A 23,119-nucleotide genomic window follows, 5' to 3' on the forward strand; every position below is an offset into this window, starting at 1 on the left:
TTCCCGAACCATCCGGCCAACCCGTTGGAGCCGGAGAACCTGCGGGATTTGCAGGCTGCGGTGCTGAAGCACGGGGCGGATATCGGGTTGGCGTTCGATGGTGACGCGGACCGGTGTTTCGTGATCGATGAGAAGGGCGAGCCGGTCTCTCCGTCGGCGATCACCGGGATGGTGGCCCGGCGTGAGATTGCCCGGGCCAGGGCCGCGGGGGAGGAATCGCCGGTGATCATCCACAATCTGCTCACGTCCCGGGCGGTGCCGGAGTTGGTGGCTGCTGATGGCGGGCGTGCCGTGCGGACCCGGGTGGGGCATTCCTTCATCAAGGCTGTCATGGCCGAGGAAGGTGCGGTGTTCGGCGGGGAACACTCCGCGCATTTTTATTTCCGTGATTTCTGGAATGCCGATACCGGGATGCTCGCCGCGATGCATGTCCTGGCGGCCCTGGGTGAGCAGGACGGGCCGTTGTCCGGGCTTGGCCGCGAGTACGAGCCGTATGTTTCCTCCGGGGAGATTAATTCCACGGTCGAGGACAAGGCCGCCGCGGTGGAGCGTGTCCGGGCCGATTTCGCCGGTGAGGACATCGAGATCGACACCATGGACGGCAGCACGTTCAGCGCGGTGGACGGTAGCTGGTGGTTCAACCTGCGCCCGTCCAACACCGAGCCCTTCCTGCGCCTGAACGCCGAAGCCAAAGACCAGCCCACCATGGAAAAAATCCGCGACCGCGTCCTCGCACTCGTCCGCGCATAGGGAACAGAAGCCATGAGCCAATCACCTCAAGCAACGGGGAACCCGGCCGGCGAAGATCCCGGGCAGGACAACTCCGCGGCTGCAATTCCTGAACCTGGATCTGTCCAGGAAAGTGAACTGCGGGATACCCTCGGAACCGCCATCGGCATGGCGCAGGAGCATGTGCTTCAGAACGGTGGCTTCCTCCCGTTCGGCATTACGCTCTCCAACGATGGCGAACTCCGGATCGTGCTCGTTACGCCCAATGAGCCGGATGAGAACGGTCACTTGGACGCCGAACAAATGCTGGCCGACGTGCAAGCGCTCCTGCGCCAGGGACGTGACGATTACCGGGCCGTGGCGATTGCGTACGACGTAAACCTGCCCGAACATGGATCAGACGGGATCACTGGCGCAGCCGAACACCGTGATGGTGGTGTCATGGCGGCGATAGTTCCCTACGTGGCCACAGATGAAGGGTTCACGTTCGGCGCCATGGAGCCAGATACCCACCAGCCGACTGTGTGGGTGGACTAGACCTCGCTGACGTAAGGGAAGCCATGAAGATCAACGCGTTCGCAGACGTGAGCCTCCGCGCCCTCATGGTGCTGGCGTCCGCCCCCGAGGGTACGCTGCTGACAACCCAGACCGTGGCCGACGCCGTGGGGACACCCTACAACCATGTCAGCAAGGCCATGGTTCGCCTTCGTGGCCTTGGCCTGATCGACGTCGAGAGAGGCAGGCTCGGCGGGTCACGCCTCAACGAGGCCGGCCGTCGTGCCACCGTTGGGCAACTCCTTCGCCACTTGGACAGCCGGCAGGACCCCGCCGAGTGCCAGTCGCCGAATCGCGATTGCCCCCTCATCACGGAGTGCGGACTCCGCCACGCCATGAACCGCGCCCGGGAAGCTTTCTACCGGGAACTCGACGACGTCGTCATCTCATCTTTGCCGCACGCCCGGCAAATGAACCCGGTCTTCCAAACGATCGGCTTGCGTCCGGAGTTCTCTTCACCTGAGCCGCAGCTCGACCCCTTGTAAAGCCTGGCGCAAACCACACGACACCGCCATTACAAGCCCAATTTGCACAAGTCTTCTACAAGGCGTAGAACTTGAGGTACAAATACACGTATTCAAGATGCTTGTATTTGGAAGGTCCGGTAACGCACCCCACGGCCCCTACCCCAGGAGAACCTATGCTCTCGGAAAAGTCCCGCCCCGTCATTGAAGCCACCCTGCCGCTGGTTGGATCGCGGATAGGTGAAATCACAGCCGACTTCTACAGCCGTCTCTTCGCTGCGCACCCGGAATTGCTGGATGGCCTGTTTAGCCGGTCCAACCAGTGGTCCGGCGACCAGCAGCGAGCACTTGCGGGCAGCATCGCCGCTTTCGCGACCCACTTGGTCAACAACCCCGGAACCCTACCGGAGAAGGTTCTGGCCAGAATTGCCCACAAGCATGCCTCGTTGGGCATCGCCGAAGAGCAATACGCCGTAGTCTACGAGCACCTTTTTGCCGCCATCGCGGCCGACCTGGCGGACGTCATCACCCCGGAGATTGCTGAGGCATGGACCGAGGTCTATTGGCTCATGGCCGATGCGTTGATCAAGTTGGAAAAGGACCTCTACGCAGCCCAGGCCAATACCAAAATGTGGATGCCTTGGCGCGTCGTCTCCAAGGAAGCCGCGGGCCGGGATTCCATGACCTTCACCTTGGAGCCCGCCGACGATACCCCCGTCACAGAGGCGAAGCCGGGTCAGTACGTCAGCGTCAAAGTGACGCTCCCCGACGGGCTCCGCCAGGTCCGCCAGTACTCCTTGTCCGGCGATACCGGTACCAGCCGCATCTTCACCACCAAGCTCAATGACGGCGGTGAGGTGTCCACCGCCCTGCATACCGCCGTCGAACCCGGTGACATCCTGGACATCTCCAACCCGTACGGCGAGATCACCCTCAAGGACGGCGATGGACCCGTCGTCCTGGCGTCGGCAGGGATCGGCTGTACCCCCACCGCCTCCATCCTGCGCTCCCTCGCGGAGGCCGACACCGAACGCCAGGTCCTGGTGCTTCACGCCGAGCGGTCCATCGATAGCTGGGCCCTGAGCGGGCAGATGAGGGAAGACGCCGCGAAGATCGACGCAAAGCTCACGCTTTGGCTCGAAACCCCGCATGCTGGAGCCAACGAAGGTTTCATGTCCCTGCGCGAGGTCGACCTTCCCGCGGATGCCTCGCTGTATCTTTGTGGTCCGCTGCCTTTCATGAAGAAGATCCGCGACGAAGCAATCGAAGCCGGGATACCATCCACGCGGATCCATTACGAAGTGTTCGGCCCTGACGTATGGCTCGCTAACTAGCGGGAAACGGCGCCAAAATCCCAGAGAACGACGGCGGCCCGTCACCTTCAAATGGAAGGTGACGGGCCGCCGTCGTCTTAAGGACGCCGTTGTCCTTAAGAGGTCTAGCCCAGACGGTTCTTGAGACCGTCCAGCTCGGACTGAAGGGCTGCCGGGAGGGAACCTCCGAAGTTGGCGAACCACTCTTCGATGGAGGCCAGCTCGGTTGCCCACTCGTCGGCGTCAACCCGTACGGCAGCTTCGACCTCGGCCGGAGTCATGTCCAGCCCGTCGAGGTCGATGGACTCGCCGGTCGGCACGAAGCCGATGGGGGTCTCCACGGCGTCGGCCTTGCCTTCGAGGCGCTCAATGGCCCACTTGAGCACACGGGCGTTATCTCCGAAGCCGGGCCAGGCGAAGCCGCCCTCAGCCGTGCGGCGGAACCAGTTAACCAGGAAGATCTTCGGGAGCCGCTCCGGGTTTGCCTTGGCGGACAGGTTGACCCAGTGGTTCAGGTAGTCGCCTGCGTCGTAGCCGATGAACGGCAGCATGGCCATGGGGTCGCGCCGGACCACACCGACGGCACCCGCGGCGGCAGCCGTGGTCTCCGAAGAAAGCGTGGATCCCATGAAGATGCCGTTGGACCAGTCACGGGCCTCGGTGACCAGCGGGATGGTGGTCTTGCGGCGACCGCCGAAAAGGATCGCGGAAAGTTCCACGCCTTCAGGGCTGAAGTACTCTTCAGCAAGCATGTCGATCTGGTCGATCGGCGTGCAGAAGCGCGAGTTCGGGTGCGCTGCCGGGGTTTCGGAGTCCGGAGTCCACGACTCACCACGCCAGTCGGTCAGGTGCTCCGGAGTTTCCTCCGTCATACCTTCCCACCAGACGCCACCGTCGTCCGTGAGGGCAACGTTGGTGAAGATGCTGTTGCCCTTGGCGATGGCCCGCATGGCGTTGGGGTTGGTGCCCCAGCCGGTACCCGGCGCAACGCCGAAAAGGCCCGCCTCGGGGTTGACGGCGCGGAGCTCGCCTTCCTTGCCGAAGCGCATCCACGTGATGTCGTCACCCAGCGTCTCAACCTTCCAGCCCTTGATGGTGGGGTCGAGGAGGGCGAGGTTGGTCTTGCCGCACGCAGACGGGAAAGCTGCGGAGACGTAGTAGGTCTTCTGCTCGGGAGAGGTCAGTTTGAGGATGAGCATGTGCTCGGCGAGCCAACCCTCGTCGCGTGCCATGACGGACGCGATGCGGAGGGCGTAGCACTTCTTGCCGAGGAGGGCGTTTCCGCCGTAGCCCGAACCGAATGACCAGATGGAACGCTCTTCCGGGAAGTGCACGATCCACTTCTCCGGGTTGCAAGGCCACGCGACGTCTGCCTGGCCGGGCTCGAGCGGAGCGCCAAGGGAGTGCAAGGCAGGAACGAAGAAAGCGTCCGTCTGCGTAATGCGGTCAAGAACGTCGGTACCGATGCGGGCCATGATGCGCATGGAGGCCACAACGTAGGCGGAGTCGGTGATCTCAACGCCAAACTTGGGATCCTCTGCATCCAGGTGGCCCATGACGAACGGGATGACGTACATGGTGCGGCCGCGCATGGAGCCGGCGAACAGGCCGCGCAGCTTCTGCTTCATCTCGGCCGGAGCCATCCAGTTGTTGGTGAACCCTGCGTCGCGCTCATTCTCGGAGCAGATGAAGGTCTGTTCTTCGACACGGGCGACGTCCGCCGGATCAGAAAACGCTGCAAAGGAGTTCGGGAACGTCTCCGGGTTCAGCCGCTTCAGCGTGCCGGCTTCAACAAGCTCGTCGGTCAGCTTCTTGTTCTCTGCTTCGCTGCCGTCAACCCAGTGGATGCGGTCCGGCTGGGTCAGTTCGGCAACTTCCTCAACCCAGGCCAGCAGGCGTGCATGCGTAGTAGGTGCCTTCTCAAGCAGCGGCAGTCGCGCCAGATCGCCCATTGTGGTTCCCTTCCTCGGGTTCAGTGGTGTGTCCTAAACGATAGGGGCCGCGGACCAGACCATTGGGCTTGTCAGACATCTGACCTAGGGTTGGCTCAAGAACAAAACCGCGAGATATCAAGGAAGTTGCTTTTTGAAGCGTCTCTTTAAGTGACTAAGGTCACGTAGACCGGTCTAGTTGCGCAGATTACAGCTTTTCGATTTGGAACTTCACATGAACTTCTGTAAAGTTTATTGAGGTTCGAGGGGGTCAGAGAAACAGACCGCCAAGAATCACGCGAAATGCGCCCATAGCTCAGCTGGATAGAGCGTCTGTCTACGGAACAGAAGGTCAGGGGTTCGAATCCCTTTGGGCGCACAGATGAAGACCCGCACCGGTTCGCCGGTGCGGGTCTTTTGTTATGCCGGCCCCACCCCAAACCGCCCCGGCCCACTCAAATCGCCCCACCCGAACACCCCATCCAACCAGGTCGCAGTTAAGCGCGTTTAGCCCGCTCAAAACGCGCAGTAATGCGACTCAGTTGGGCCGGGCGGCACGGAAGGCGAGCCACGCAGCAACGGCGAGGGCCGCCGTCGTACCTTCCGGAAAGTACGACGACGGCCCATGGGTTCGTTGCGTTACTCGCCAACGGCCTCGCTGATGCGCCGGCGAATGCCGTCGAAGTGCCGGTTGAGCAGTTCGGCGGCCAGGACCCTATCCCCCGCCGCCACTGCGGCGTAGATGTTCCTGTGGATGGCCGCAGTCTTGACCAGGTCCTCGTTGCCGGCGCCGATCTCCACGTGAATTTTCCTGTAGACCTTCCAGAAGACGCCCATGAGGTTAATAAGGAGCTCATTGTTGAGCGGTTCGAACAGCCGGCGATGGAACTCGGCGTCTGCCGCGACAAAGTTCTCCCCCGCAGCGGCCAATTCCTCCATTTGCTTGACCGACTCCTCGATCGACGCCAGCTGCTCGGCCGTCATGACGTCGATGGAAGATCCGATCAGCCCGGACTCCAGTGCCTGGCGAACGTCAACCAACTGCAACGCCTCCAGCCCCTGATGCCGCAGTGAGAGCCGGCCGCGGAAGGTGAGCCCGTCAGCCAGCGCGTCAAAGTTGCTGGGAGCCACGAACATGCCGAACCCGTGCCGGATTTCGATGACGCCCAGGGCCTGCAGTACTTTGAGGGATTCACGGAGGGTGTTCCGGCCCACGCCCAGGGCTACGGAAAGCTCGCTCTCCGTGGGCAGAGGATCGCCTGCCTCGAGCTCGCGCTCGAGGATCAGCTCCATAATGTCCGATTGCAATGCACGCAGTCGGGCCTGTGCGCTGAACCGCGCCTGCGGGACCACACCGGAAGTTGTCATGGCGCTCTCCTTGCCAACGCACGCACCGGGTAGCTCCGGAGGTGCGGTGTTAATATTGAGGCGAGCTTAGCGCCCACCGCAGAATGATTGACTCGCAACATACAATATCGGATGTCCCACCTCCCTGATAGGTATGTTCCGGGATTTCGCGAAGATTTCCCGGCTTAGCCGATCCGGCCCGCCAGCGAGCACGGTCGTCCGGCTCCCCTGAATCCCCCAAGCTGCCGCGAACTTTCTCACTTGACGATCCCTTGTGACCGCCCTTACAGTTTCAGTACGAGCATCGGACGTCCTACATCCGATAACCCACATAACTTGAATGGTGAGGCACCTATGAGCAAGACGATCAACAGCCTGCCGCTGGTCAACGACGCCAGCCGCCGGAACTTCCTGAAACTTAGCGGCGCAGTTGGTGCAGCTGCCGCGTTCACCGCAACCCTTTCCGCGTGCGGCGGCGCTGCCAGCACCACCACCAGCAACCAGACGAACACCGCCGCGGTGAACAAGGACCTCATCATCGAGGCAGGCATCTCCTATGCGCTCTCAACCGGCTTCGATCCGCTGAGCTCCTCGGGTGCCACGCCGATGGCCGCCAATCTGCATATCTTCGAAGGCCTCATCGAGCTGCACCCGGCTACGCGCCAGCCGTACAACGCTTTGGCGGCATCCGACCCCAAGAAGATCAACGACACCACCTACCAGGTGACCATCCGCGACGGAGCCAAGTTCCATGACGGTTCCCCGGTCACCACGGAAGACGTGGCCTTCTCCTTCACCCGCGTGATGGACCCCGCGAACAAGTCCCTGTTCTCGCAGTTCATTCCGTTCATCCAGGACGTCAAGCCGGTTGATGCCAAGACGGTCGAATTCACGCTCAAGTACGCCTTCCCCGGCTTCGGACCACGTATATCCGTGGTCAAGATTGTCCCCAAGGCACTCGCAACGGACCTGAAGGCCTTCGATGCCAAGCCGGTCGGCTCGGGCCCCTACAAGCTGATGTCCGCGGTCAAGGACGACAAGATCGTGTTCGAAGCTTTTGCCGACTACAACGGACCCAAGCCTGCACTGGCCAAGGGCATGACCTGGCTGCTCCTCTCGGATGCAGCAGCACGCGTCACCGCCGTGCAGTCCGGGCGGGTCCAGGCCATTGAAGACGTTCCGTACCTTGACGTTGACGGCTTGAAGTCGAAGGTCAAGGTTGAATCCGTCCAATCCTTCGGCTTGCTGTTCCTGATGTTCAACTGCGCCAAGGCTCCCTTCGACAACAAGCTCGTGCGCCAGGCCCTGCACTACGGCATGGACAAGGAAGCCATCATCAAGAAGGCCCTGTTCGGGAATGCGAAAGCTGCAAGCTCGTACTTCCAGGAGGGCCACCCGGACTACGTCAAGGCCAAGAACGTCTATGGCTATGACGCCAAGAAGGCTGAAGACCTCCTGAAGCAGGCCGGCGTCACCAACCTCGAATTCGAACTGCTCACCACGGACACCGCGTGGGTCAAGGATGTGGCACCGCTGATCCTCGAATCGTGGAACAAGATCCCGGGCGTCAAAGTGACCGTCAAGAACCTGCAGTCCGGTGCCCTGTATACGGACCGCGTGGGTAAGGGTGATTACGCGGTGGTTGCAGCTCCGGGCGACCCCTCAGTCTTCGGTAATGATGCAGACCTGCTCCTCAGCTGGTTCTATTCCGGAGCAACCTGGATGGAAAAGCGTGCCTTCTGGACTACTCCGGAGCGCACCAAGCTGCAGGACCTCATGAACAAGGGCTCGCAGGCGTCCGGCGACGAAGCCAAGAAGACGGTGGGCGAGATCGTGGACCTCGTGTCGGACGAGGTTCCGCTCTATCCGATTTTCCACCGCCAGCTGCCCAGTGCCTGGGACGAGAAGAAGCTCAGCGGCTTCCAGCCCCTGCCAACCACGGGTCTGTCGTTCGTCGACGTCGGACGCACGGCCTAGGCACCCGGCTCGCCTTGCGGGGCCTGCTTTACGCGCTAAATCCCCCACAAAGCACGTAGAGCAGGCCCCACAAGCCAACGAAACCCAACTCAACCGGAGAACAAATTGGTCACGATATTGCGTCTGCTTGGCCGCAGACTTGCAGCATTGCCATTGATGATCCTGGGCATTACGTTGCTCGTCTTCCTCGTCCTGCAGGCCGCTCCCGGCGACCAGGCCAGCTCGGCCCTCGGTGACGGCGCCAGCGAGGAAGCGAAGCAGCAGTACCGCCAGGAAAACGGCCTCAACGACCCCCTGGTCCTGCAGTACTTCCGCTTCCTCGGCAAGCTCCTTCAGTTCGATCTGGGCGTCACTACCCCGCCGGCCAAATCCGTAGCCTCAATGATCGGCTCGGCCTTCCCGCTCACACTCCAGCTCACGTTCCTGGGCGTCCTTATCGCGATCGTGCTGTCGTTGGCGTTCGGTGTCCTCGGCGCGCTTTACCGCGACAAGTGGCAGGACCAGTTGGTCCGGGTTTTCTCGATCGCTGCGATCGCGACGCCGTCCTTCTGGCTCGGCATCCTGCTCATCCAGTGGTTCGCTTTGGGCAGCAATCCCCTGTTCCCCTCGGGCGGTATTGCGACGCCGGAATCCGGCTTTGGCGGTTGGCTCAACTCCATGGCCCTCCCGGCGTTGGCCCTCGGCATTCCCGTGTCCGCATCACTGATCCGCGTGGTCCGCACCTCGATGGTTGAAGAACTGGACCGCGACTACGTCCGCACCGCCATCGGCAACGGAGTTCCCTACCGCGAAGTCGTCTCCAGAAACGTCCTCCGCAACGCGCTCGTCACTCCGGTGACCGTGCTGGGACTCCGCGTCGGCTACTTGCTGGGTGGCGCCGTCGTGATTGAAATGATCTTCGCCTTGCCCGGTATGGGCCAGCTGATCCTCAACGGCATCACCAACCTGGACGTCAACCTGGTCCAGGGCGTGGTGCTCACCATCTCTATCACGTTCGTTCTGGTGAACATCGTGGTGGACCTTCTCTACCTGCTCATCAACCCCCGAATCAGGACGGTATAGCTCATGCGAAGCAAACTCGCAGAACGGCTCAGCGCCCCGGGCATTCGTTTCAAGGCCCTGCCCTGGGGTTCCCGTATCGCCCTGCTCTTCCTCATCGTGATCGTCGTTGCAGCCATCTTCGCGCCGGTCCTGGCACCGCACGATCCTCTGGAGACCTTTATCCCGGCGACTCCTCCAGGCGCCGAGCACTTCTTCGGCACGGACCGGCTGGGCCGCGACATCTTCTCGCGCCTGCTGTTCGGCGCGCAGTCCTCGCTCATGATCGGCCTCGGCGCCGTGGGCCTGGCGATCCTGGTGGGCGCGCTCCTGGGGTCGTTCGCCGCAACGTCCAGCAAGTCGGTCAACGAGATCATCATGCGGATCATGGACATCCTCATGGCGTTCCCGGGCATCGCCCTCGCTGCGGTACTGCTGGCGGCATTCGGTAACTCCGTTCCCACCATCATCATCGCGATCGCCATTATCTACACGCCACAGCTTGCCCGCGTGGTCCGCGCCAACGTCCTTGCCCAGTACGGCGAAGACTACGTCCGTGCCGAGCGCGTCATCGGTGCCGGCCGCTTCTACATCCTGATCAAGCACATTGTCCGCAACACCGCCGCTCCTGTCCTGGTTTTCGCCACGGTCATGGTGGCCGACGCGATCATCCTCGAAGCATCGCTCTCCTTCCTGGGAGCCGGCGTTCAGGATCCCGCGCCGTCGTGGGGCAACGTGATCTCCTACGGCCGCAACCTGGTCCTGTCCGGCGGCTGGTGGGCCACCACTTTCGCCGGTCTCACCATCCTGTTGACGGTCCTTTCCTTGAACATCCTCGCCGAGGGCCTCACGGACGCCATGGTGAACCCGAAGCTCCGCCGCGCGCCTGTGGTGAAGGACGACGACGGCTCATCCGCTGCTGTAGTGGTGGACACCGAGGTTGCCACGTCCGTGGTCCAACCTTCCGTGGTTGAGGAACACGAGCTTGACAGCGTCCGCGCGGCTTCCGGCGACACCCTCACCTCAGTCGGAACGCTCGACGGCGCCACCCGGCAAGGCGGGTCCGTCACCGTGCCCGCCCCTCACCTTCTGCTCGACAGGGAACTCGAATTGTTGGCCTCCATCGAAGCCAAGCGCACCGACCGCCTCCCCCAGGTGCCGGCAGGCGCGCGCAACGTGCTTGAGGTCAAGAACCTGTCCATCCGCTTCCCGGGCCGTTTTGGTGACATCCCGATCGTGGACGACGTCTCCTTCACTGTGCGCGAAGGGGAAACCATGGGCCTCGTCGGTGAGTCCGGCTGCGGCAAGTCGATCACGTCGTTGGCCGTCATGGGCCTTCTCCCCAAGACCGCGCAGATCAGCGGATCCGTCACGTTCGACGGCAAGGAACTCCTGGACCCGAACACCATGCACAGCAACATGAAGGCCTACGAAGGCCTCCGCGGCGAGCAGATCGCCATGGTCTACCAGGACGCGCTGAGTTCCCTGAACCCGTCCATGAAGATCAAGGACCAGTTGGAGCAGCTCACCAAACGCGGAGGCCGGAAGACCCCGTCCGAGCTGTTGGAAATGGTGAAACTTGACCCCGTGCGGACACTTGCCAGCTACCCGCACGAACTCTCGGGCGGCCAGCGCCAGCGTGTGCTGATAGCCATGGCCCTCTCTCGTTCGCCCAAGATCGTGGTTGCGGACGAGCCCACTACCGCTTTGGATGTGACGGTCCAGAAGCAGGTAGTCGACCTCCTCAACGAACTGCGCGAACAGCTGGGATTTTCCATGGTGTTCGTCAGCCACGACCTCGCGTTGGTCGCGTCCCTTGCCCATCGAATCACCGTGATGTACGCGGGCCAGGTGGTGGAATCCGCACAGGCTTCCGAGCTGCTGCAGAACCCCAAGCACGAATACACGCGGGGGCTGCTCGGTGCGGTGCTTTCCATCGAAGCAGATGCCGCTCGGCTCCACCAGATCCCGGGCACAGTCCCCTCACCGCGGGATTTCGCTACCGGCGACCGCTTCGCGGCCCGCTCGCAGAGGCCCGACGCCGACCCCAACCAGAAGCTGGTCCTCACCGCTGTTGGATCCACCAATGGCGAAGACGCCGACCATTACTGGGCGAGCCATTTGAAGGAGGATGCAAAATGAGCGAAACAACTGCAAAGCCGGTGATCGAGCTCAAAGACGTCAAGGTCTACCACCGGGCACGCACGGGCGGCTTGTTCCGGCCGAACATCGTCAAGGCCGTCGACGGCGTTGATTTCAGCATCAGCCGCGGCGAAACCGTCGGCATCGTCGGTGAGTCCGGCTGCGGCAAGTCCACCCTCGCGTCAGTGCTTGTGGGACTCCAGCCGCCGACGTCGGGCAGTGTCTTGTTCCACGGAAAGCCGGCCATCAAGCGGAACGCAGCCATGCGCAAGGAATTCGGCCGCTCCGTCTCCGTCGTCTTCCAGGACCCCGCGACGGCGCTGAACCCACGCATGACCATCCAGGACATCCTCACCGACCCCCTTCAGATCCACGGCATCGGGAACGCGGCCAGCCGTGCTGCCAAGGTCAAGGAACTGTTGGCGCTGGTTGGCTTGCCGCAATCGGCGGCCGAAGTGACGCCGTCGCAAGTTTCCGGAGGCCAGCGCCAGCGTGTGGCGATCGCCCGCGCGCTGGCGCTGGAGCCGGACATCATCGTGGCGGACGAGCCGACGTCGGCGCTCGACGTGTCCGTCCGCGCGCAGGTCCTGAACCTGCTGTCCGACTTGAAGACGCAGTTGAACCTCGGCATGGTGTTCATTTCGCACGACATCCAGACCGTCCGGTACGTCTCGGACCGGATCTGCGTCATGTACTTCGGCAAGATCGTCGAGCAAGGCACCGCTGCGCAGGTCTTCGACAACCCCGGCAACGACTACACGCGGAAGCTCCTGGGCGCTGCGCCGAGCCTCCTCCACATCTAGCTTTTCCTTTCATTAGTTACCAACAACGGAGATTTCTGTGTCCTCTCAGTTCCAGGGCGTTATTCCCCCGGTCATCACACCCCGCCACACCGACGGCAGCGTCGACACCGCGTCGTTGAAGAACGTCACCAAGCACTTGATCGACGGCGGTGTGTCCGGACTGTTCGTGCTGGGCTCCTCCGGCGAAGTCCCCTACTTGACCAACGAAGAACGCGAACTGGTGGTCACCACCATCGCCGACGCGAACGCCGGTGCCGTGCCCCTGATGGTGGGTGCCAACGAGCAGACGACCAACCGGGTCATCGAGGAAGCCCGCAAAGTAGTCGATTTGGGCGCCGACGCGATCGTCGTGACGTCCATGTACTACGCGATCGGCAACGTCGCGGAAACCGAGACGCATTTCCGCAGCATCCACGAGGCCATCCAGAAACCGGTTTTCGCTTACGACGTCCCCGTCCGAACGCACTTTAAGCTGCCCACGGACCTTCTTGTCCGCCTCGGCCGGGACGGCGTGATCGCCGGTGTCAAGGACTCCTCCGGCGACGACGTTTCATTCCGCCAACTGCTGCTTGCGGCTAAAGACATCCCGAACTTCGACATCTTCACCGGGCACGAGGTGGTGGTGGACGGCGCTCTTTTGGGCGGCGCGCAGGGCGTTGTCCCGGGGCTTGGCAACGTTGATCCGGCCGGTTACCGCCGCCTCTTCGACGCAGCGCAGGCCGGCGACTGGGCTGCGGCGGCCCGGGAGCAGGACCGCTTGGCCGACGTCTTTGAGATCGTCTACACGCCCAATGGACGCGTGTCCGGGGGTGCCGCAGGCTTGGGTGCCTTCAAGACGGCACTGCAGGTCATGGGCATCATCGAGTCCAACACCATGAGCTCGCCAATGCTTTCTTTGAACGATTCCGAGGCCTCCCTGATTCGCGAAATCCTGGAACGGAACGGGCTGGTCTAGGCTTCGATGACCGTTTCCTTGACCCCCGTGATCGGCGTCGACCTCGGCGGTACCAAGACCGCCGCCGGGGTTGTATCTCCTTTTGGTGAAGTGCTGATGTCGGACACCATACCGACGCTCAACAGGGCAGGTGGCGAGGCGATCCTCGATGCCACCGCAGCGCTGATCTCGGGCTTGGTGGAGCGCGCTACCGAGGCCGGACTGAAAGTGTCCGGCGTCGGTGTCGGCTCCGCCGGGGTCATCGATGCCTCTTCCGGGGTGGTGGTTTCCGCCACGGATGCGATTCTCGGTTGGGCCGGAACTTCGTTGGTTTCCGGGCTTTCTTCGCGGCTCCCGCATCCCTTGGTGCGAGCCGTCAACGACGTCCACGCGCATGCCCTCGGTGAAGCATGGTTGGGCGCCGCCGCGGGCACGTCCAGTTCGCTCCTGGTGGCTTTCGGGACGGGCGTGGGCGGCAGCTTCGTGCTGGACTGCTCACCTGTCCTGGGCCACCGCTTTGTGGGTGGGCACGTGGGGCATTTCGCTTCGCCGTTGGCTGTGTATAACGGTGTTCCCTTGCCTTGTGTTTGCGGTGCCTCAGGGCACGTGGAGGCCGTGGCTTCCGGACCCGCTCTTTATGAGTCCTTCCTCCGGTTCGGGGGGGCCGCCTCTGACGCGTCGGACACGCGGGGCGTGTTTGCGTTGGCTTCCGGCGCGTACGACGCCGGTGCTACCGCTGGCTCAGCGGTCAGCCGCGCCGCTGCTTTGCGTGCCATCGAGCTCGGTGCAGCTGCTGCCGGACAGGCCGTGGGCGGTCTGGTCAACATCCTCGACCCCGAAACCGTGGTGATCTCCGGCGGACTCGCAGATGCCGGCGAGCTCTGGTGGAAGCCGATGGAGGCTGCCCTGCGACAGGAACTGCTGGCTCCCCTGATTGGTGTCCCCGTTGTACCCGCAGCCCTTGGCAATACTGCAGCCATTATTGGCGCCGCGAAGCTTGTCCTTAAGTAAGGAAGATCCTGTGATCCTGACTCCCGAAGGCCTTGAAGCCCTCCGTTCCCAGCTCATCGTCTCGTGCCAGGCCTACCCCGGTGAGCCCCTGCGCGACCCCCGAACCACTGCCCAAATCGCGGCATCAGCCGTGATCGGCGGCGCCGCGGCGATCCGTGTGCAAGGGTTGGCCGACTTACAGTTCACGCGTACCGCCGTCGAAGTTCCTGTTATTGGCCTCTGGAAGGACGGGCACGACGGCGTGTTTATCACGCCTACGCTTCGGCATGCCCTTTCTGTAGCGAACGCGGGAGCCCATGTGGTGGCGATCGATGGTACGCGGCGTGCCCGTCCGGATGGGCTGTCCTTGGCATCCACTGTGGAGGCGATCCACGCGGAGTCGCATGCCTTGGTCATGGCCGACTGCGGTTCCTTCGATGACGCCGTTGCGGCAGTGGACGCGGGCGCGGACCTTATCGGTACCACGTTGTCCGGGTACACCGGCGAGCGCGCCAAGACTGACGGGCCGGACCTGGAACTCCTGGATCAGATTGCCTCGGCAGAGCTGGGGAAGCCGCTCATCGCGGAGGGCCGCATCCACACCCCGGCCCATGCACGGCAGGCACTCGACGCGGGGGCCTTCGCGGTGGTGGTGGGCACCGCGATCACCCACCCGGCGAGCATCACGGGCTGGTTCAAGGGCGCAATGCACGCGTAGGTCTGCGTTGCGAGGCCAGCTCTGCGCGCCAAAACCCGCACAAGCCCCGGAACCCGCCCCACAACGTCCAGAGAGCGGGCGTAGGCTTTCACCATGACTGCCGATAGCCCCCGGGAATTCGATGTGATTGTGATCGGCGCGGGCGCCGTAGGGGAAAACGTGGCCGACAGAGTGGTTCGCGGTGGGCTGACGGCGGTGATCATCGAGAGCGAACTGGTAGGCGGCGAGTGCTCCTATTGGGCGTGCATCCCCTCAAAGGCACTTCTCAGGCCAGGCAGCGTCCTGCATGCAGCCCAAGGCATCCCGGGGGCCTCGCAAGCCATCACTGGTACGGTCGATGCCCGCGCTGCCCTGAAGCATCGGGACTGGTTCACCAACAACTGGCAGGACGGCAGCCAGGTTGAGTGGCTGGATAGCGCAGGCATCGAGCTTATCCGTGGCCGGGGGCGCATTACCGGCCCACGCGAAGTCCAGGTGGACGGCTTGGACGGCAACAGCTATGCGCTCAAGGCACACCATGCGGTGGTGGTGGCCACGGGCTCCACACCTACCATTCCCGATATCGACGGCCTGACCGATGTATCTTTCTGGACGACCCGCGGGGCTACGTCTGCCAAGGAAGTCCCCCGCCGGTTCGTTGTGCTCGGTGGTGGCGTTGCTGGCGTGGAGCTTGCCCAGGCGTTTGCCCGCCTCGGTTCCGACGTGACAATCGTTGCCCGCGGACGCCTCCTGAGCAGCTATCCCGAGGAAGCAGCAGAGCTGGTCCTGGCCGGGCTGCGGGCTGACGGCGTTGACGTCCGGCTCCATACCGACGTCGAGCGGGTGGAAAAGAACGACGACGGTTCCCTCACCGTGAGGCTCCACGGCAAGTCCGTCAGGGCTGACCAACTCCTGGTGGCGTCCGGGAGGCATCCTGCACTCTCCAATCTAGGTTTGGAGAACGTCGGTGTTGAGCCAGATAACGGTAAACCTCTGCGCCTCACCACGGACGCGAGCGGCCTCGTGGAGGGCCCTGCCAGCGATGGGACCAGCGGACTGTGGCTCTACGCCGCCGGGGATGCCGCTGGCAAGGTTCTGCTGACGCACCAAGGCAAGTACGAGGCCCGCGCCACTGGAGATGCGATCGTGGCCCGCGCTAATGGCCAGCTCCGCGGCGCCCCCAAACCGTGGAGTTCGTGGGCCCACACTGCCAACGATTACGCGATCCCCAGTGTGGTGTTCACGGACCCCGAAGTTGCTTCAGTTGGTTTGAGCCTCGACCAGGCGCTGCTCCAAGGCAAGAACGTGACGGGCGTCGAGTTGCCCATTAACGTCTCCGGCTCCCAACTCCACTCTCCTGATTACAAGGGTTGGGCGCAGATGGTGGTTGATGAAGACCGCAAGGTCATCCTCGGAGCAACGTTCGTCGGCCCGGGCGTCGCTGAGCTGCTGCACTCGGCAACCATCGCCATTGTGGGCGAAGTGCCCTTGGACCGCTTGTGGCACGCTGTTCCTTCCTACCCGACCATCAGCGAGGTGTGGCTGCGCCTCCTCGAAAAGTACGGCTTGTAGTTCTATTTGAACTGACCAGTCAGTTTAGTTAGACTTTTTGCAGACACCATCTCTGCGAAAGGCTTACTTGTGCTGTCCGTACAGCAACTCCAGATCAACGGCCGTCGGAACGATCTCCTGCCGCCCACCTCGCTTGCTACCAAGCGCGGCCAGCTCATACTGGTAACTGGCGAGGGTCAGGACCACAGGACAGCCCTCGCCTTGGCGCTCAGCGGCCGGATGAAGCCCAGCAATGGCGTCCTCAGTTGGGACAACAACTCCAAGACGAAGAAAATCAGGCTGGCCAGCGCACTTGTTGACTCTCCCGGCATCAACGAACCCGAACAACATTTGAGCGTCCGTGACCTTGTCACCGAAGACCTCTCCCTCATCCCCCGCCGCTACCGTGGCGCCCTGCTCAGCAAGCCATGGCTCAAGGTCAACCGCTTCGAAGACATCGCCGGCCTCTGGATCGAACAACTGTCCCCAAACCGCCGACTCGAGCTCCTCACGGCGCTCGCCCTGGCCGACCCCGCCACCGACCTCCTCGTCGTGGACTCCCCGGATCGCCACAGCGCGGACCCCGCGGCGTGGTTGCCGCGGCTGCAGGCATTAGCATCCGACGCCGGGCGGCCGCTTGCCGTCGTCGCCGTCGTGAGTGCCCTCCCGGACAACTGGGACGGACCCGCTGCAGTGATCGGCAATGCGGTGCCGCAACCAACCGAGACGAAGCAAGCAGCCGAAACCTCCTCAGACGGCGAGCCAGCAACCGCAACGCAACCAGCCGCCGTCGAACCTGAACTGCAAGAAGACCAAAACCTCCAAAGGACTGCACAGTGACTGTTCTGCGGCTTGCCCGCTCCGAACTCAAGCGCATGACCGGCGGGCTCCTGCCCAAGCTGACCATCCTTGCCCTGACCATGGTGCCGCTCCTGTACGGCGCGGTGTACCTTTACGCGAACTGGGATCCGTACGGCAACCTGGACCGGATCGATGCCGCCCTCGTCGTGGAAGATACAGGCGCAACTTCAAAGGACGGCACTGAACTCCACGCCGGCGCGAAAGTAGCCGACAGCCTCGAGGAAGGACATGTCTTCAACTGGAAGCGGGTGTCCAGCGCGGAAGCAGCAGATGCCGGAGTGCGAACGGGTGAGTACGCTTTCGCCCTGCGCATACCGCAGGATTTCTCGGCCAACCTGGTCTCACCGGGGAGCTTCGACGCAGCCAACCAGGCCATGCTGCACGTCACCACCAATGACGCCAACAACTACCTCCTCAGTACCATCGTGGACAAGCTCACCACTGCCGTTCACTCCACGGTGTCCAAGGAGGTGGGCGAGGAAACAGCAAACCAGCTCCTCACCGGTTTCGGCACGATCCACGCCTCCATCGTCAAAGCCGCTGACGGTGCAGGGCAGTTGGCCGATGGCGTCGGCAAGCTCAGCGACGGTGCAGCTGCCCTCCATGACGGAACGTCCCAACTCGTCACCGGCGCTGACCAACTGGTGGCCGGCCAGACGCAGCTTCGGGACGGCGCCAACCAGCTCCACACGGGTGCAGGGCAGCTCAGCTCAGGCCTGACCGAGCTGCAGAACAAAACGGCAACCCTGCCCGCGGACTCAAAGAAGCTCGCCGACGGCGCCGCCCAAGTAGCCGCTGGAAATGCCCAGCTGAACGCGAAAGTCCAAGACGTCGTCGGGCAGCTCGACGCGGCAGATAAAGGCCTCCGCAGCCGGGTGGTCGAATCCACCAAGCGGCTCGTGGCGGCCGGCGTCCTGACGCAGGAGCAGGCGGACAGGGTTCTCGCGGACCTTGACGCTGCCGCGGCCTCGAGTCCCGTGGCCGATGCCAAAGCCGAAATTGCTGGCGACGCCGCCAAGATCCAGCAACTCGCGGATGGATCCGCGGCGGTAAGCGCCGGTGCAGCGAAGCTGGCAGCAGCAACACCGACGCTGACTGATGCCATTTCCCAGGCAGCAGGCGGCGCGGCCCAGCTCAAGGACGGCGCCTCTACCCTGGCAGCGGGACAACAGAGCGCCTTGGACGGCGCAATAAAGCTGGACGGCGGTGCCCGCCAACTCAACGACGGCGCCGGACAGCTTGCCGACGGTGCTGTGACCGCATCCGACGGCGCGCACACCCTGGCATCCGAACTCGCCAAGGGCGCGGGCGACATCCCGAACCCGAATGACGAGCAAAAGAGCAGCGTGTCCAAGGTGATCGCCGACCCCGTTGCGGTGGATAACGTTTCACAGGCTAAAGCGAACTCCTACGGCGCGGGTCTGGCGCCCTTCTTCCTGACGTTGGCACTCTGGATCGGCGTTTTCATGCTGGTCCAGGCCATGCGGCCCATTACGCAGCGTGCGTTGGCGTCGAATGCCCCGGCCTGGAAAATCGCAGTGGGCGGATGGCTCCCGTTCTTCGTGGTCTCAGTCCTGCAGGCAACCATCCTGACGGTGGTGGTTAACGTCGGGCTCGGCTTGGATGCTGTACATCCCGTCAGAATGTGGCTTTTCATGCTTGCTGCGGTCATGGCGTTCAGTGCGATCATCCAGGGCATCGTGGCTCTATTGGGGACGCCCGGAAAGTTCGTTGTGCTGATCCTGCTGGTGCTGCAACTCGTGTCCTCGGGAGGTACGTTCCCGTGGCAGACCACCCCCGAGCCGTTGCACGTCGTTCATGAAGTCCTGCCGATGGGTTACGTGGTGACCGGCATGCGGCACCTGATCTACGGGGGTGAGCTGGGCATGATCTGGCCGACAGTGCTGGGCCTGCTTGGATACACTGTGCTGGGAGCGGCATTGTCAACGCTCGCTGTCCGCAAACACAAAGTGTGGACCCTCAAGACGTTGAAGCCGGAGATCGCAGTATGAGCACCGCCGAGCCTGCCCCACCCGGAGCGGGAGAGAAGAAGCTCCGCCCCGGCCGCACCAATGCCACCAAACAACGCCTGTTCGAGGCGTCCATGGAACTGATCGGCGAACGCGGCGCCGCCGGAGTAACCGTGGATGAGATCGCAGCTTCTGCAGGTGTGTCCAAGGGAACGGTCTATTACAACTTCGGCAGCAAATCCGACCTCATTGCCCAGTTGCTGCGTCACGGCGTGGACATCATGCTGGCCAGGCTGCAAGCCATCGAGGGGCAGAGCACGGATCCTCTCGACGCCATGGAGGACATGGTCGGCCAAGCCATGGAATTCATGGATGACTATCCGTCCTTCGCCCGGCTGTGGGTGAGCGAAAACTGGCGCACCCCCGGCGAATGGAGCGCCGTGTTCGCGGAACTCCGCGCCGAATTGCTGGCAGTTATCGGTTCAGCCGTTGAGCGGGTGGCGTCCGGCTACACAGTAGATGCGACCATCGCCCGGGGCAGCCTGGAAGCGGCGATTTTTGGAGCCATCTTCGTGGTGGGCCTGGACCGTCAGACCTACAATCCCGAACGCTCGCGCGAACAAAGCGTGGCCGCCGTCATGACCATCATGCACGGATACGTCGTCAAATAGCCCGGCCCGGCTTGCGGGGCCGGCTGTGCGTTGCTAATTCCCGTTTTTAGCGCGCAGCCCAAGCCCCGCAACGGTATCCAACTGCAATCTACGACGGCGTGGCGCGGCCACTTGGTCAGCGATGATTAACCTCATGCGTCACATGGGGAACAGCGGGAAGCTTGCGGTCATCGCCGCTTTTGTGTCGCTCGGGCTTTTGGTACTTGCCGCGGCCGTGCTCGAAGAGCTGGTGCTGTACCTTTTCCTGGGCGCCGTGCTGGTGTGCTACCTGGCCTCAATCGTCCAGGTCTTCAATCGCCGACGGTACCTGGTGGTACTCCTGGGCGCGGCCGGCACCAGCCTGTTCATTGGCTTCAGCATCGCGTTCCTTCGTATGTGGGGCCTGGCGTTCAACCAGGATGCGAACGCCTTAGGCAGTGCCGTCAGCAGCCAGGATTCCGACATCTACTTCTATCTGGCGACAGTGGCCGGGGTGGGCACGCTGGTGGTGCTGTTCCTGGGCGCCGTCTGGCCGAAGTGGGGCGTCCGACCCGAGCGTGCAGCCGCGCGACGTCCGGCAAGCAATCGTCCCGCCGCAGCCAAGCGCCCAACTGTGGGCGGGGCTTCCAAGCGCCCAACCGCGCCACGATCCGCGGCGCCCCGCACCCCACAGGCGCGAGCGACTCCGGGGGCCAGACCGATACCGCAGGCCAAGCGCCCCGCACCCGCCGCCAAGGCGGGCACTCAAGCCAAGAGACCGGCGTCGAACGGGTCTGCCCAACGCAAGCCTGCCCCGAAACGCTAATCCCCCACCTTGCGGGGCCCGCACTACGCCCTAAAGAGGGGATTTCACACGCAGAGCGGGCCCCACAATGGGTGGTTTTCGGGGCACGCCCAGCACCGCTGTTGCCACTCCGAGCAGAAGGATCAAGCCACCCAGGACTTCGGCTGGCGTTGGAACCTCGTTGAGCACAAGCCACGCCGCCGTCATTCCCACCACCGGTACCAGCAACGTGAAGGGAACCACCTCCGAACTCGGGTACAGCGTCAGCAGGCGGTTCCATATGCCGTAACCCACAAGCGACGCGAAAACGGCCGTGTACACCGCACTCAGCACGGTTGCCGGCTGCAAGTCCACGACGGTCGAAAACACAGCGTCCGGACCGTCCACCAGTAAGGACAGGGCAGCAAGCGGCAAGGGCACCACGGCCCCCGACCACACCACAAGGCCCAGCCCGGACTTGGCCCTGGAATGCCGGGCCACCACATTGCCCACCGCCCACGACAGAGCCGCGGCCAGGACAATCATGAGCGGCAGAACGGGGGCTACGACGCTTCGCCCGAGCGCCACAACACCGAGTCCCGCTACGCCGAGGACCACGCCGAGCAATTGCTTGCGCGTAGGCTTCTCGCCAAGCAACCTGGACGCCAGCAGGATCGTGAAGAGCACTTGTGCCTGAAGCACGAGGGACGCGAGGCCGGCGGGCATCCCGAGTGCCATGCCAAGGTACAGGAGCCCGAACTGCCCGGCGCTCATGAAAAGGCCGACGCCGATGATCGCCTTCCAGCCGACGTCCGGTTTACGGATGAAGAAGATCCACGGGAAGACGACCAGCAGGAACCGGAAGGCCACAAAGAGCAGTGGCGGGACATCGTGCCCGGCGGGGTGGAGCCCGAGGTCAATGGCGACGAAGTTTATGCCCCACAGAAAGGCTACGAGCACGGCGAGAAAAGAATGGCGGAGGTTCACAAGACAACTCTGACTCCATTCCCGATGAAGCACCAGCGTTGAATTCAGTATGAAACAACGTAGATTTACTTCATGATTGATATTTCCGCACTCCGCGCCCTCGTCGCCGTAGAACAGCACGGATCAGTCGTCGCCGCTTCCGACGTGATCGGGTTCAGCCCGTCGGCCGTGTCGCAGCAAATCAAGAAGCTTGAGAAGCAAACCGGCGTCACCGTGCTGGAACGCAGCGGCCGCGGAGTGCTGCTCACCGAACGTGGACTCGCTCTGGCCGGCTATGGGCGGCGCATCCTGGGCGAACTCGAGGAACTGCAGGCGACACTGCTGGCCGACCCCGAAAAACCGTCCGGGCTTCTCCGGGTCGTGGCGTTCTCCACAGCATGCCGCGGCCTGGTGGGTCCGATGCTCGGCCGTATTGCAGCCGGGGAGTCCACGTTGAAAGTCAGCGTGCTCGCAGAGGATCCACGCGAAGCGGTACAGCGTGTAACTTCCGGAGAGGCCGAACTCGCAGTGGTCCACAACTGGAACTCGGTACCGCTGGTGATCCCTGAGAACCTCACCCTTGAGGACCTGTGCCTCGACCAAGCCGATGTGCTGCTCAACAGCACCCACCCGCTCGCCGCGAGAACCGCCGTCGAACCTCAAGACCTGCTGGACGAAACCTGGGTCAGCACCCCGGCGGGCGCCATTTGCAACGAAGCCCTCCTGCAGATTTTCGCCGGGCTCGGCCGCGTGCCGGACATCCGGGTCTACGATCCCGACTTCTCCACGCATGTCGCCATGGTGGAGCAAGATGTGACCATCGCGCTGGTTCCGCGCCTGGGCCGGCCAGCATTGCCCGCCAACGTGGTAGCAGTTCCCGTGGTGAATCCCCCGCAACAGCGCGCCGTCGGAATCGTCTACCGCAAGACCATGACCGCGAGTCCCAACATCCGGCACACCGTCCGCCTCCTGCGTGAGGTAGCGGAGCAGCAGGAGCTTCGGCTGCAGGGTTGATGAGCGTCACACGGGGGAACATTCGACACCCTCGGTCTGCTTAGGTTAGCTTAACCTTACCTAACCTGCTCACGCGTCCGAAGCGTCGGCAGCTGACCACTTGGAGGGGCCTTGGCAGTTGAAGCGATTCTCTTTCCCACCGACATGAACCTTCACCACATGTACGGCCTGGCAAGTTACCACATGGTGGACGACGAACTGTTTCCGAGTGCCCACAACCGCCGCGACACTTATGCACTGCCGGCATTCGATATCCGCGGGCAGTGGGTTTACCCCAGCAGGTACAACGAGCACCTGGCACCGCAATTGCCCGTGTACATGTTCGACGGCGAGTATCTGGTGGCAACGGGGCACGGCGAGGAAGCTGCTGGCCTGCCGGTCTTCGAAATCCGTTGCATGTGCATGCCGCAGTTGGCGTCCTGAG

The 23,119-nt window shown here is 63.0% G+C and carries 20 protein-coding genes, 1 tRNA gene and 1 pseudogene; 19 read left to right on the forward strand and 3 right to left on the reverse strand.

What is annotated here, in order from left to right; genetic code table 11:
* The 4 genes and pseudogenes from manB to AB0N65_RS00020 all read left to right on the forward strand — a co-directional run.
* Positions 1-750: pseudogene (gene manB, locus AB0N65_RS00005) on the forward strand (phosphomannomutase/phosphoglucomutase); the annotation flags it as partial.
* A 12-nt stretch (positions 751-762) separates the two neighbouring features.
* The gene (locus AB0N65_RS00010; protein WP_364155930.1) at positions 763-1,266 is read left to right on the forward strand and encodes a hypothetical protein; all 504 of its coding nucleotides are present in this window, start codon (positions 763-765) and stop codon (positions 1,264-1,266) included.
* A 23-nt stretch (positions 1,267-1,289) separates the two neighbouring features.
* A complete protein-coding gene (locus tag AB0N65_RS00015) occupies positions 1,290-1,769 on the forward strand; it encodes an Rrf2 family transcriptional regulator (protein WP_364155933.1) in 480 nt (159 codons plus the stop codon).
* 155 nt (positions 1,770-1,924) lie between these two features.
* On the forward strand, positions 1,925-3,082 hold the full coding sequence (locus tag AB0N65_RS00020; protein WP_364155935.1) for a globin domain-containing protein: 1,158 nt from the start codon (positions 1,925-1,927) through the stop codon (positions 3,080-3,082).
* A gap of 104 nt (positions 3,083-3,186) precedes the next feature.
* Here AB0N65_RS00020 and AB0N65_RS00025 read toward each other — a convergent pair whose 3' ends face one another.
* Positions 3,187-5,013: a phosphoenolpyruvate carboxykinase (GTP) gene (locus AB0N65_RS00025; RefSeq protein ID WP_364155938.1), complete on the reverse strand. Its 1,827-nt coding sequence runs from the start codon at positions 5,011-5,013 to the stop codon at positions 3,187-3,189.
* A gap of 284 nt (positions 5,014-5,297) precedes the next feature.
* Between AB0N65_RS00025 and AB0N65_RS00030 the strand changes: the two genes are divergently transcribed.
* Positions 5,298-5,371: transfer RNA gene (locus tag AB0N65_RS00030), tRNA-Arg, on the forward strand.
* A gap of 260 nt (positions 5,372-5,631) precedes the next feature.
* Here AB0N65_RS00030 and AB0N65_RS00035 read toward each other — a convergent pair.
* On the reverse strand, positions 5,632-6,360 hold the full coding sequence (locus AB0N65_RS00035; RefSeq protein ID WP_364155941.1) for a FadR/GntR family transcriptional regulator: 729 nt from the start codon (positions 6,358-6,360) through the stop codon (positions 5,632-5,634).
* A gap of 333 nt (positions 6,361-6,693) precedes the next feature.
* Between AB0N65_RS00035 and AB0N65_RS00040 the strand changes: the two genes are divergently transcribed.
* From AB0N65_RS00040 to AB0N65_RS00095, 12 genes are all read left to right on the forward strand, one after another.
* Positions 6,694-8,316 carry an ABC transporter substrate-binding protein gene (locus tag AB0N65_RS00040; protein ID WP_364155944.1) on the forward strand — a complete coding sequence of 541 codons (1,623 nt, stop codon included), beginning with the start codon at positions 6,694-6,696 and terminating at the stop codon, positions 8,314-8,316.
* Positions 8,317-8,421: 105 nt separating this feature from the next.
* Complete coding sequence (locus tag AB0N65_RS00045; protein WP_364155946.1) at positions 8,422-9,378, forward strand: ABC transporter permease; 957 nt, start codon at positions 8,422-8,424, stop codon at positions 9,376-9,378.
* A gap of 3 nt (positions 9,379-9,381) precedes the next feature.
* Positions 9,382-11,496: a dipeptide/oligopeptide/nickel ABC transporter permease/ATP-binding protein gene (locus AB0N65_RS00050; protein WP_364155948.1), complete on the forward strand. Its 2,115-nt coding sequence runs from the start codon at positions 9,382-9,384 to the stop codon at positions 11,494-11,496.
* A complete protein-coding gene (locus AB0N65_RS00055) occupies positions 11,493-12,299 on the forward strand; it encodes an ATP-binding cassette domain-containing protein (protein WP_364155951.1) in 807 nt (268 codons plus the stop codon). Before AB0N65_RS00050 ends, AB0N65_RS00055 begins: the two co-directional genes overlap by 4 nt.
* A gap of 37 nt (positions 12,300-12,336) precedes the next feature.
* Positions 12,337-13,254: a dihydrodipicolinate synthase family protein gene (locus tag AB0N65_RS00060; RefSeq protein WP_364155954.1), complete on the forward strand. Its 918-nt coding sequence runs from the start codon at positions 12,337-12,339 to the stop codon at positions 13,252-13,254.
* An 18-nt stretch (positions 13,255-13,272) separates the two neighbouring features.
* Positions 13,273-14,244: an ROK family protein gene (locus AB0N65_RS00065; RefSeq protein ID WP_364156969.1), complete on the forward strand. Its 972-nt coding sequence runs from the start codon at positions 13,273-13,275 to the stop codon at positions 14,242-14,244.
* Positions 14,245-14,254: 10 nt separating this feature from the next.
* Positions 14,255-14,941: an N-acetylmannosamine-6-phosphate 2-epimerase gene (locus tag AB0N65_RS00070; protein ID WP_364155956.1), complete on the forward strand. Its 687-nt coding sequence runs from the start codon at positions 14,255-14,257 to the stop codon at positions 14,939-14,941.
* A gap of 93 nt (positions 14,942-15,034) precedes the next feature.
* On the forward strand, positions 15,035-16,492 hold the full coding sequence (locus AB0N65_RS00075) for an NAD(P)/FAD-dependent oxidoreductase (RefSeq protein WP_364155959.1): 1,458 nt from the start codon (positions 15,035-15,037) through the stop codon (positions 16,490-16,492).
* A gap of 69 nt (positions 16,493-16,561) precedes the next feature.
* Positions 16,562-17,311 (forward strand): ABC transporter ATP-binding protein, encoded by a 750-nt coding sequence (locus tag AB0N65_RS00080; protein WP_364155962.1) that lies wholly within the window; start codon positions 16,562-16,564, stop codon positions 17,309-17,311.
* Complete coding sequence (locus AB0N65_RS00085) at positions 17,308-19,344, forward strand: YhgE/Pip domain-containing protein (protein WP_364155964.1); 2,037 nt, start codon at positions 17,308-17,310, stop codon at positions 19,342-19,344. The genes AB0N65_RS00080 and AB0N65_RS00085 overlap by 4 nt, the downstream gene beginning before the upstream one ends.
* Complete coding sequence (locus AB0N65_RS00090; RefSeq protein WP_364155967.1) at positions 19,341-19,973, forward strand: TetR/AcrR family transcriptional regulator; 633 nt, start codon at positions 19,341-19,343, stop codon at positions 19,971-19,973. Before AB0N65_RS00085 ends, AB0N65_RS00090 begins: the two co-directional genes overlap by 4 nt.
* Before the next feature lie 133 nt (positions 19,974-20,106).
* On the forward strand, positions 20,107-20,757 hold the full coding sequence (locus AB0N65_RS00095; RefSeq protein ID WP_364155970.1) for a hypothetical protein: 651 nt from the start codon (positions 20,107-20,109) through the stop codon (positions 20,755-20,757).
* 30 nt (positions 20,758-20,787) lie between these two features.
* Here AB0N65_RS00095 and AB0N65_RS00100 read toward each other — a convergent pair whose 3' ends face one another.
* Positions 20,788-21,702 carry an EamA family transporter gene (locus AB0N65_RS00100; RefSeq protein WP_364155973.1) on the reverse strand — a complete coding sequence of 305 codons (915 nt, stop codon included), beginning with the start codon at positions 21,700-21,702 and terminating at the stop codon, positions 20,788-20,790.
* 72 nt (positions 21,703-21,774) lie between these two features.
* On the opposite strand from AB0N65_RS00100, the gene AB0N65_RS00105 reads away from it, so the two are divergent.
* Positions 21,775-22,695: a LysR family transcriptional regulator gene (locus AB0N65_RS00105; RefSeq protein ID WP_364155976.1), complete on the forward strand. Its 921-nt coding sequence runs from the start codon at positions 21,775-21,777 to the stop codon at positions 22,693-22,695.
* Between the two features lie 111 nt (positions 22,696-22,806).
* Complete coding sequence (locus AB0N65_RS00110) at positions 22,807-23,118, forward strand: hypothetical protein (RefSeq protein ID WP_364155978.1); 312 nt, start codon at positions 22,807-22,809, stop codon at positions 23,116-23,118.
* The last annotated feature ends 1 nt before the right edge of the window (position 23,119 follow it).

Origin of the sequence: Paenarthrobacter sp. NPDC089322, from assembly GCF_040684895.1 — a bacterium.
GTDB lineage: Bacteria > Actinomycetota > Actinomycetes > Actinomycetales > Micrococcaceae > Arthrobacter.

What these genes read in the sequence shown, in the direction of transcription:
- AB0N65_RS00105 (WP_364155976.1), top strand. Translation starts at nt 21,775, where the DNA reads ATGATTGATATTTCCGCACTCCGCGCCCTCGTCGCCGTAGAACAGCAC.
- AB0N65_RS00010 (WP_364155930.1), top strand. Translation starts at nt 763, where the DNA reads ATGAGCCAATCACCTCAAGCAACGGGGAACCCGGCCGGCGAAGATCCC.
- AB0N65_RS00095 (WP_364155970.1), top strand. Translation starts at nt 20,107, where the DNA reads ATGCGTCACATGGGGAACAGCGGGAAGCTTGCGGTCATCGCCGCTTTT.
- AB0N65_RS00040 (WP_364155944.1), top strand. Translation starts at nt 6,694, where the DNA reads ATGAGCAAGACGATCAACAGCCTGCCGCTGGTCAACGACGCCAGCCGC.
- AB0N65_RS00090 (WP_364155967.1), top strand. Translation starts at nt 19,341, where the DNA reads ATGAGCACCGCCGAGCCTGCCCCACCCGGAGCGGGAGAGAAGAAGCTC.
- AB0N65_RS00035 (WP_364155941.1), bottom strand. Translation starts at nt 6,360, where the DNA reads ATGACAACTTCCGGTGTGGTCCCGCAGGCGCGGTTCAGCGCACAGGCC.
- AB0N65_RS00075 (WP_364155959.1), top strand. Translation starts at nt 15,035, where the DNA reads ATGACTGCCGATAGCCCCCGGGAATTCGATGTGATTGTGATCGGCGCG.
- AB0N65_RS00020 (WP_364155935.1), top strand. Translation starts at nt 1,925, where the DNA reads ATGCTCTCGGAAAAGTCCCGCCCCGTCATTGAAGCCACCCTGCCGCTG.
- AB0N65_RS00015 (WP_364155933.1), top strand. Translation starts at nt 1,290, where the DNA reads ATGAAGATCAACGCGTTCGCAGACGTGAGCCTCCGCGCCCTCATGGTG.
- AB0N65_RS00025 (WP_364155938.1), bottom strand. Translation starts at nt 5,013, where the DNA reads ATGGGCGATCTGGCGCGACTGCCGCTGCTTGAGAAGGCACCTACTACG.
- AB0N65_RS00055 (WP_364155951.1), top strand. Translation starts at nt 11,493, where the DNA reads ATGAGCGAAACAACTGCAAAGCCGGTGATCGAGCTCAAAGACGTCAAG.
- AB0N65_RS00050 (WP_364155948.1), top strand. Translation starts at nt 9,382, where the DNA reads ATGCGAAGCAAACTCGCAGAACGGCTCAGCGCCCCGGGCATTCGTTTC.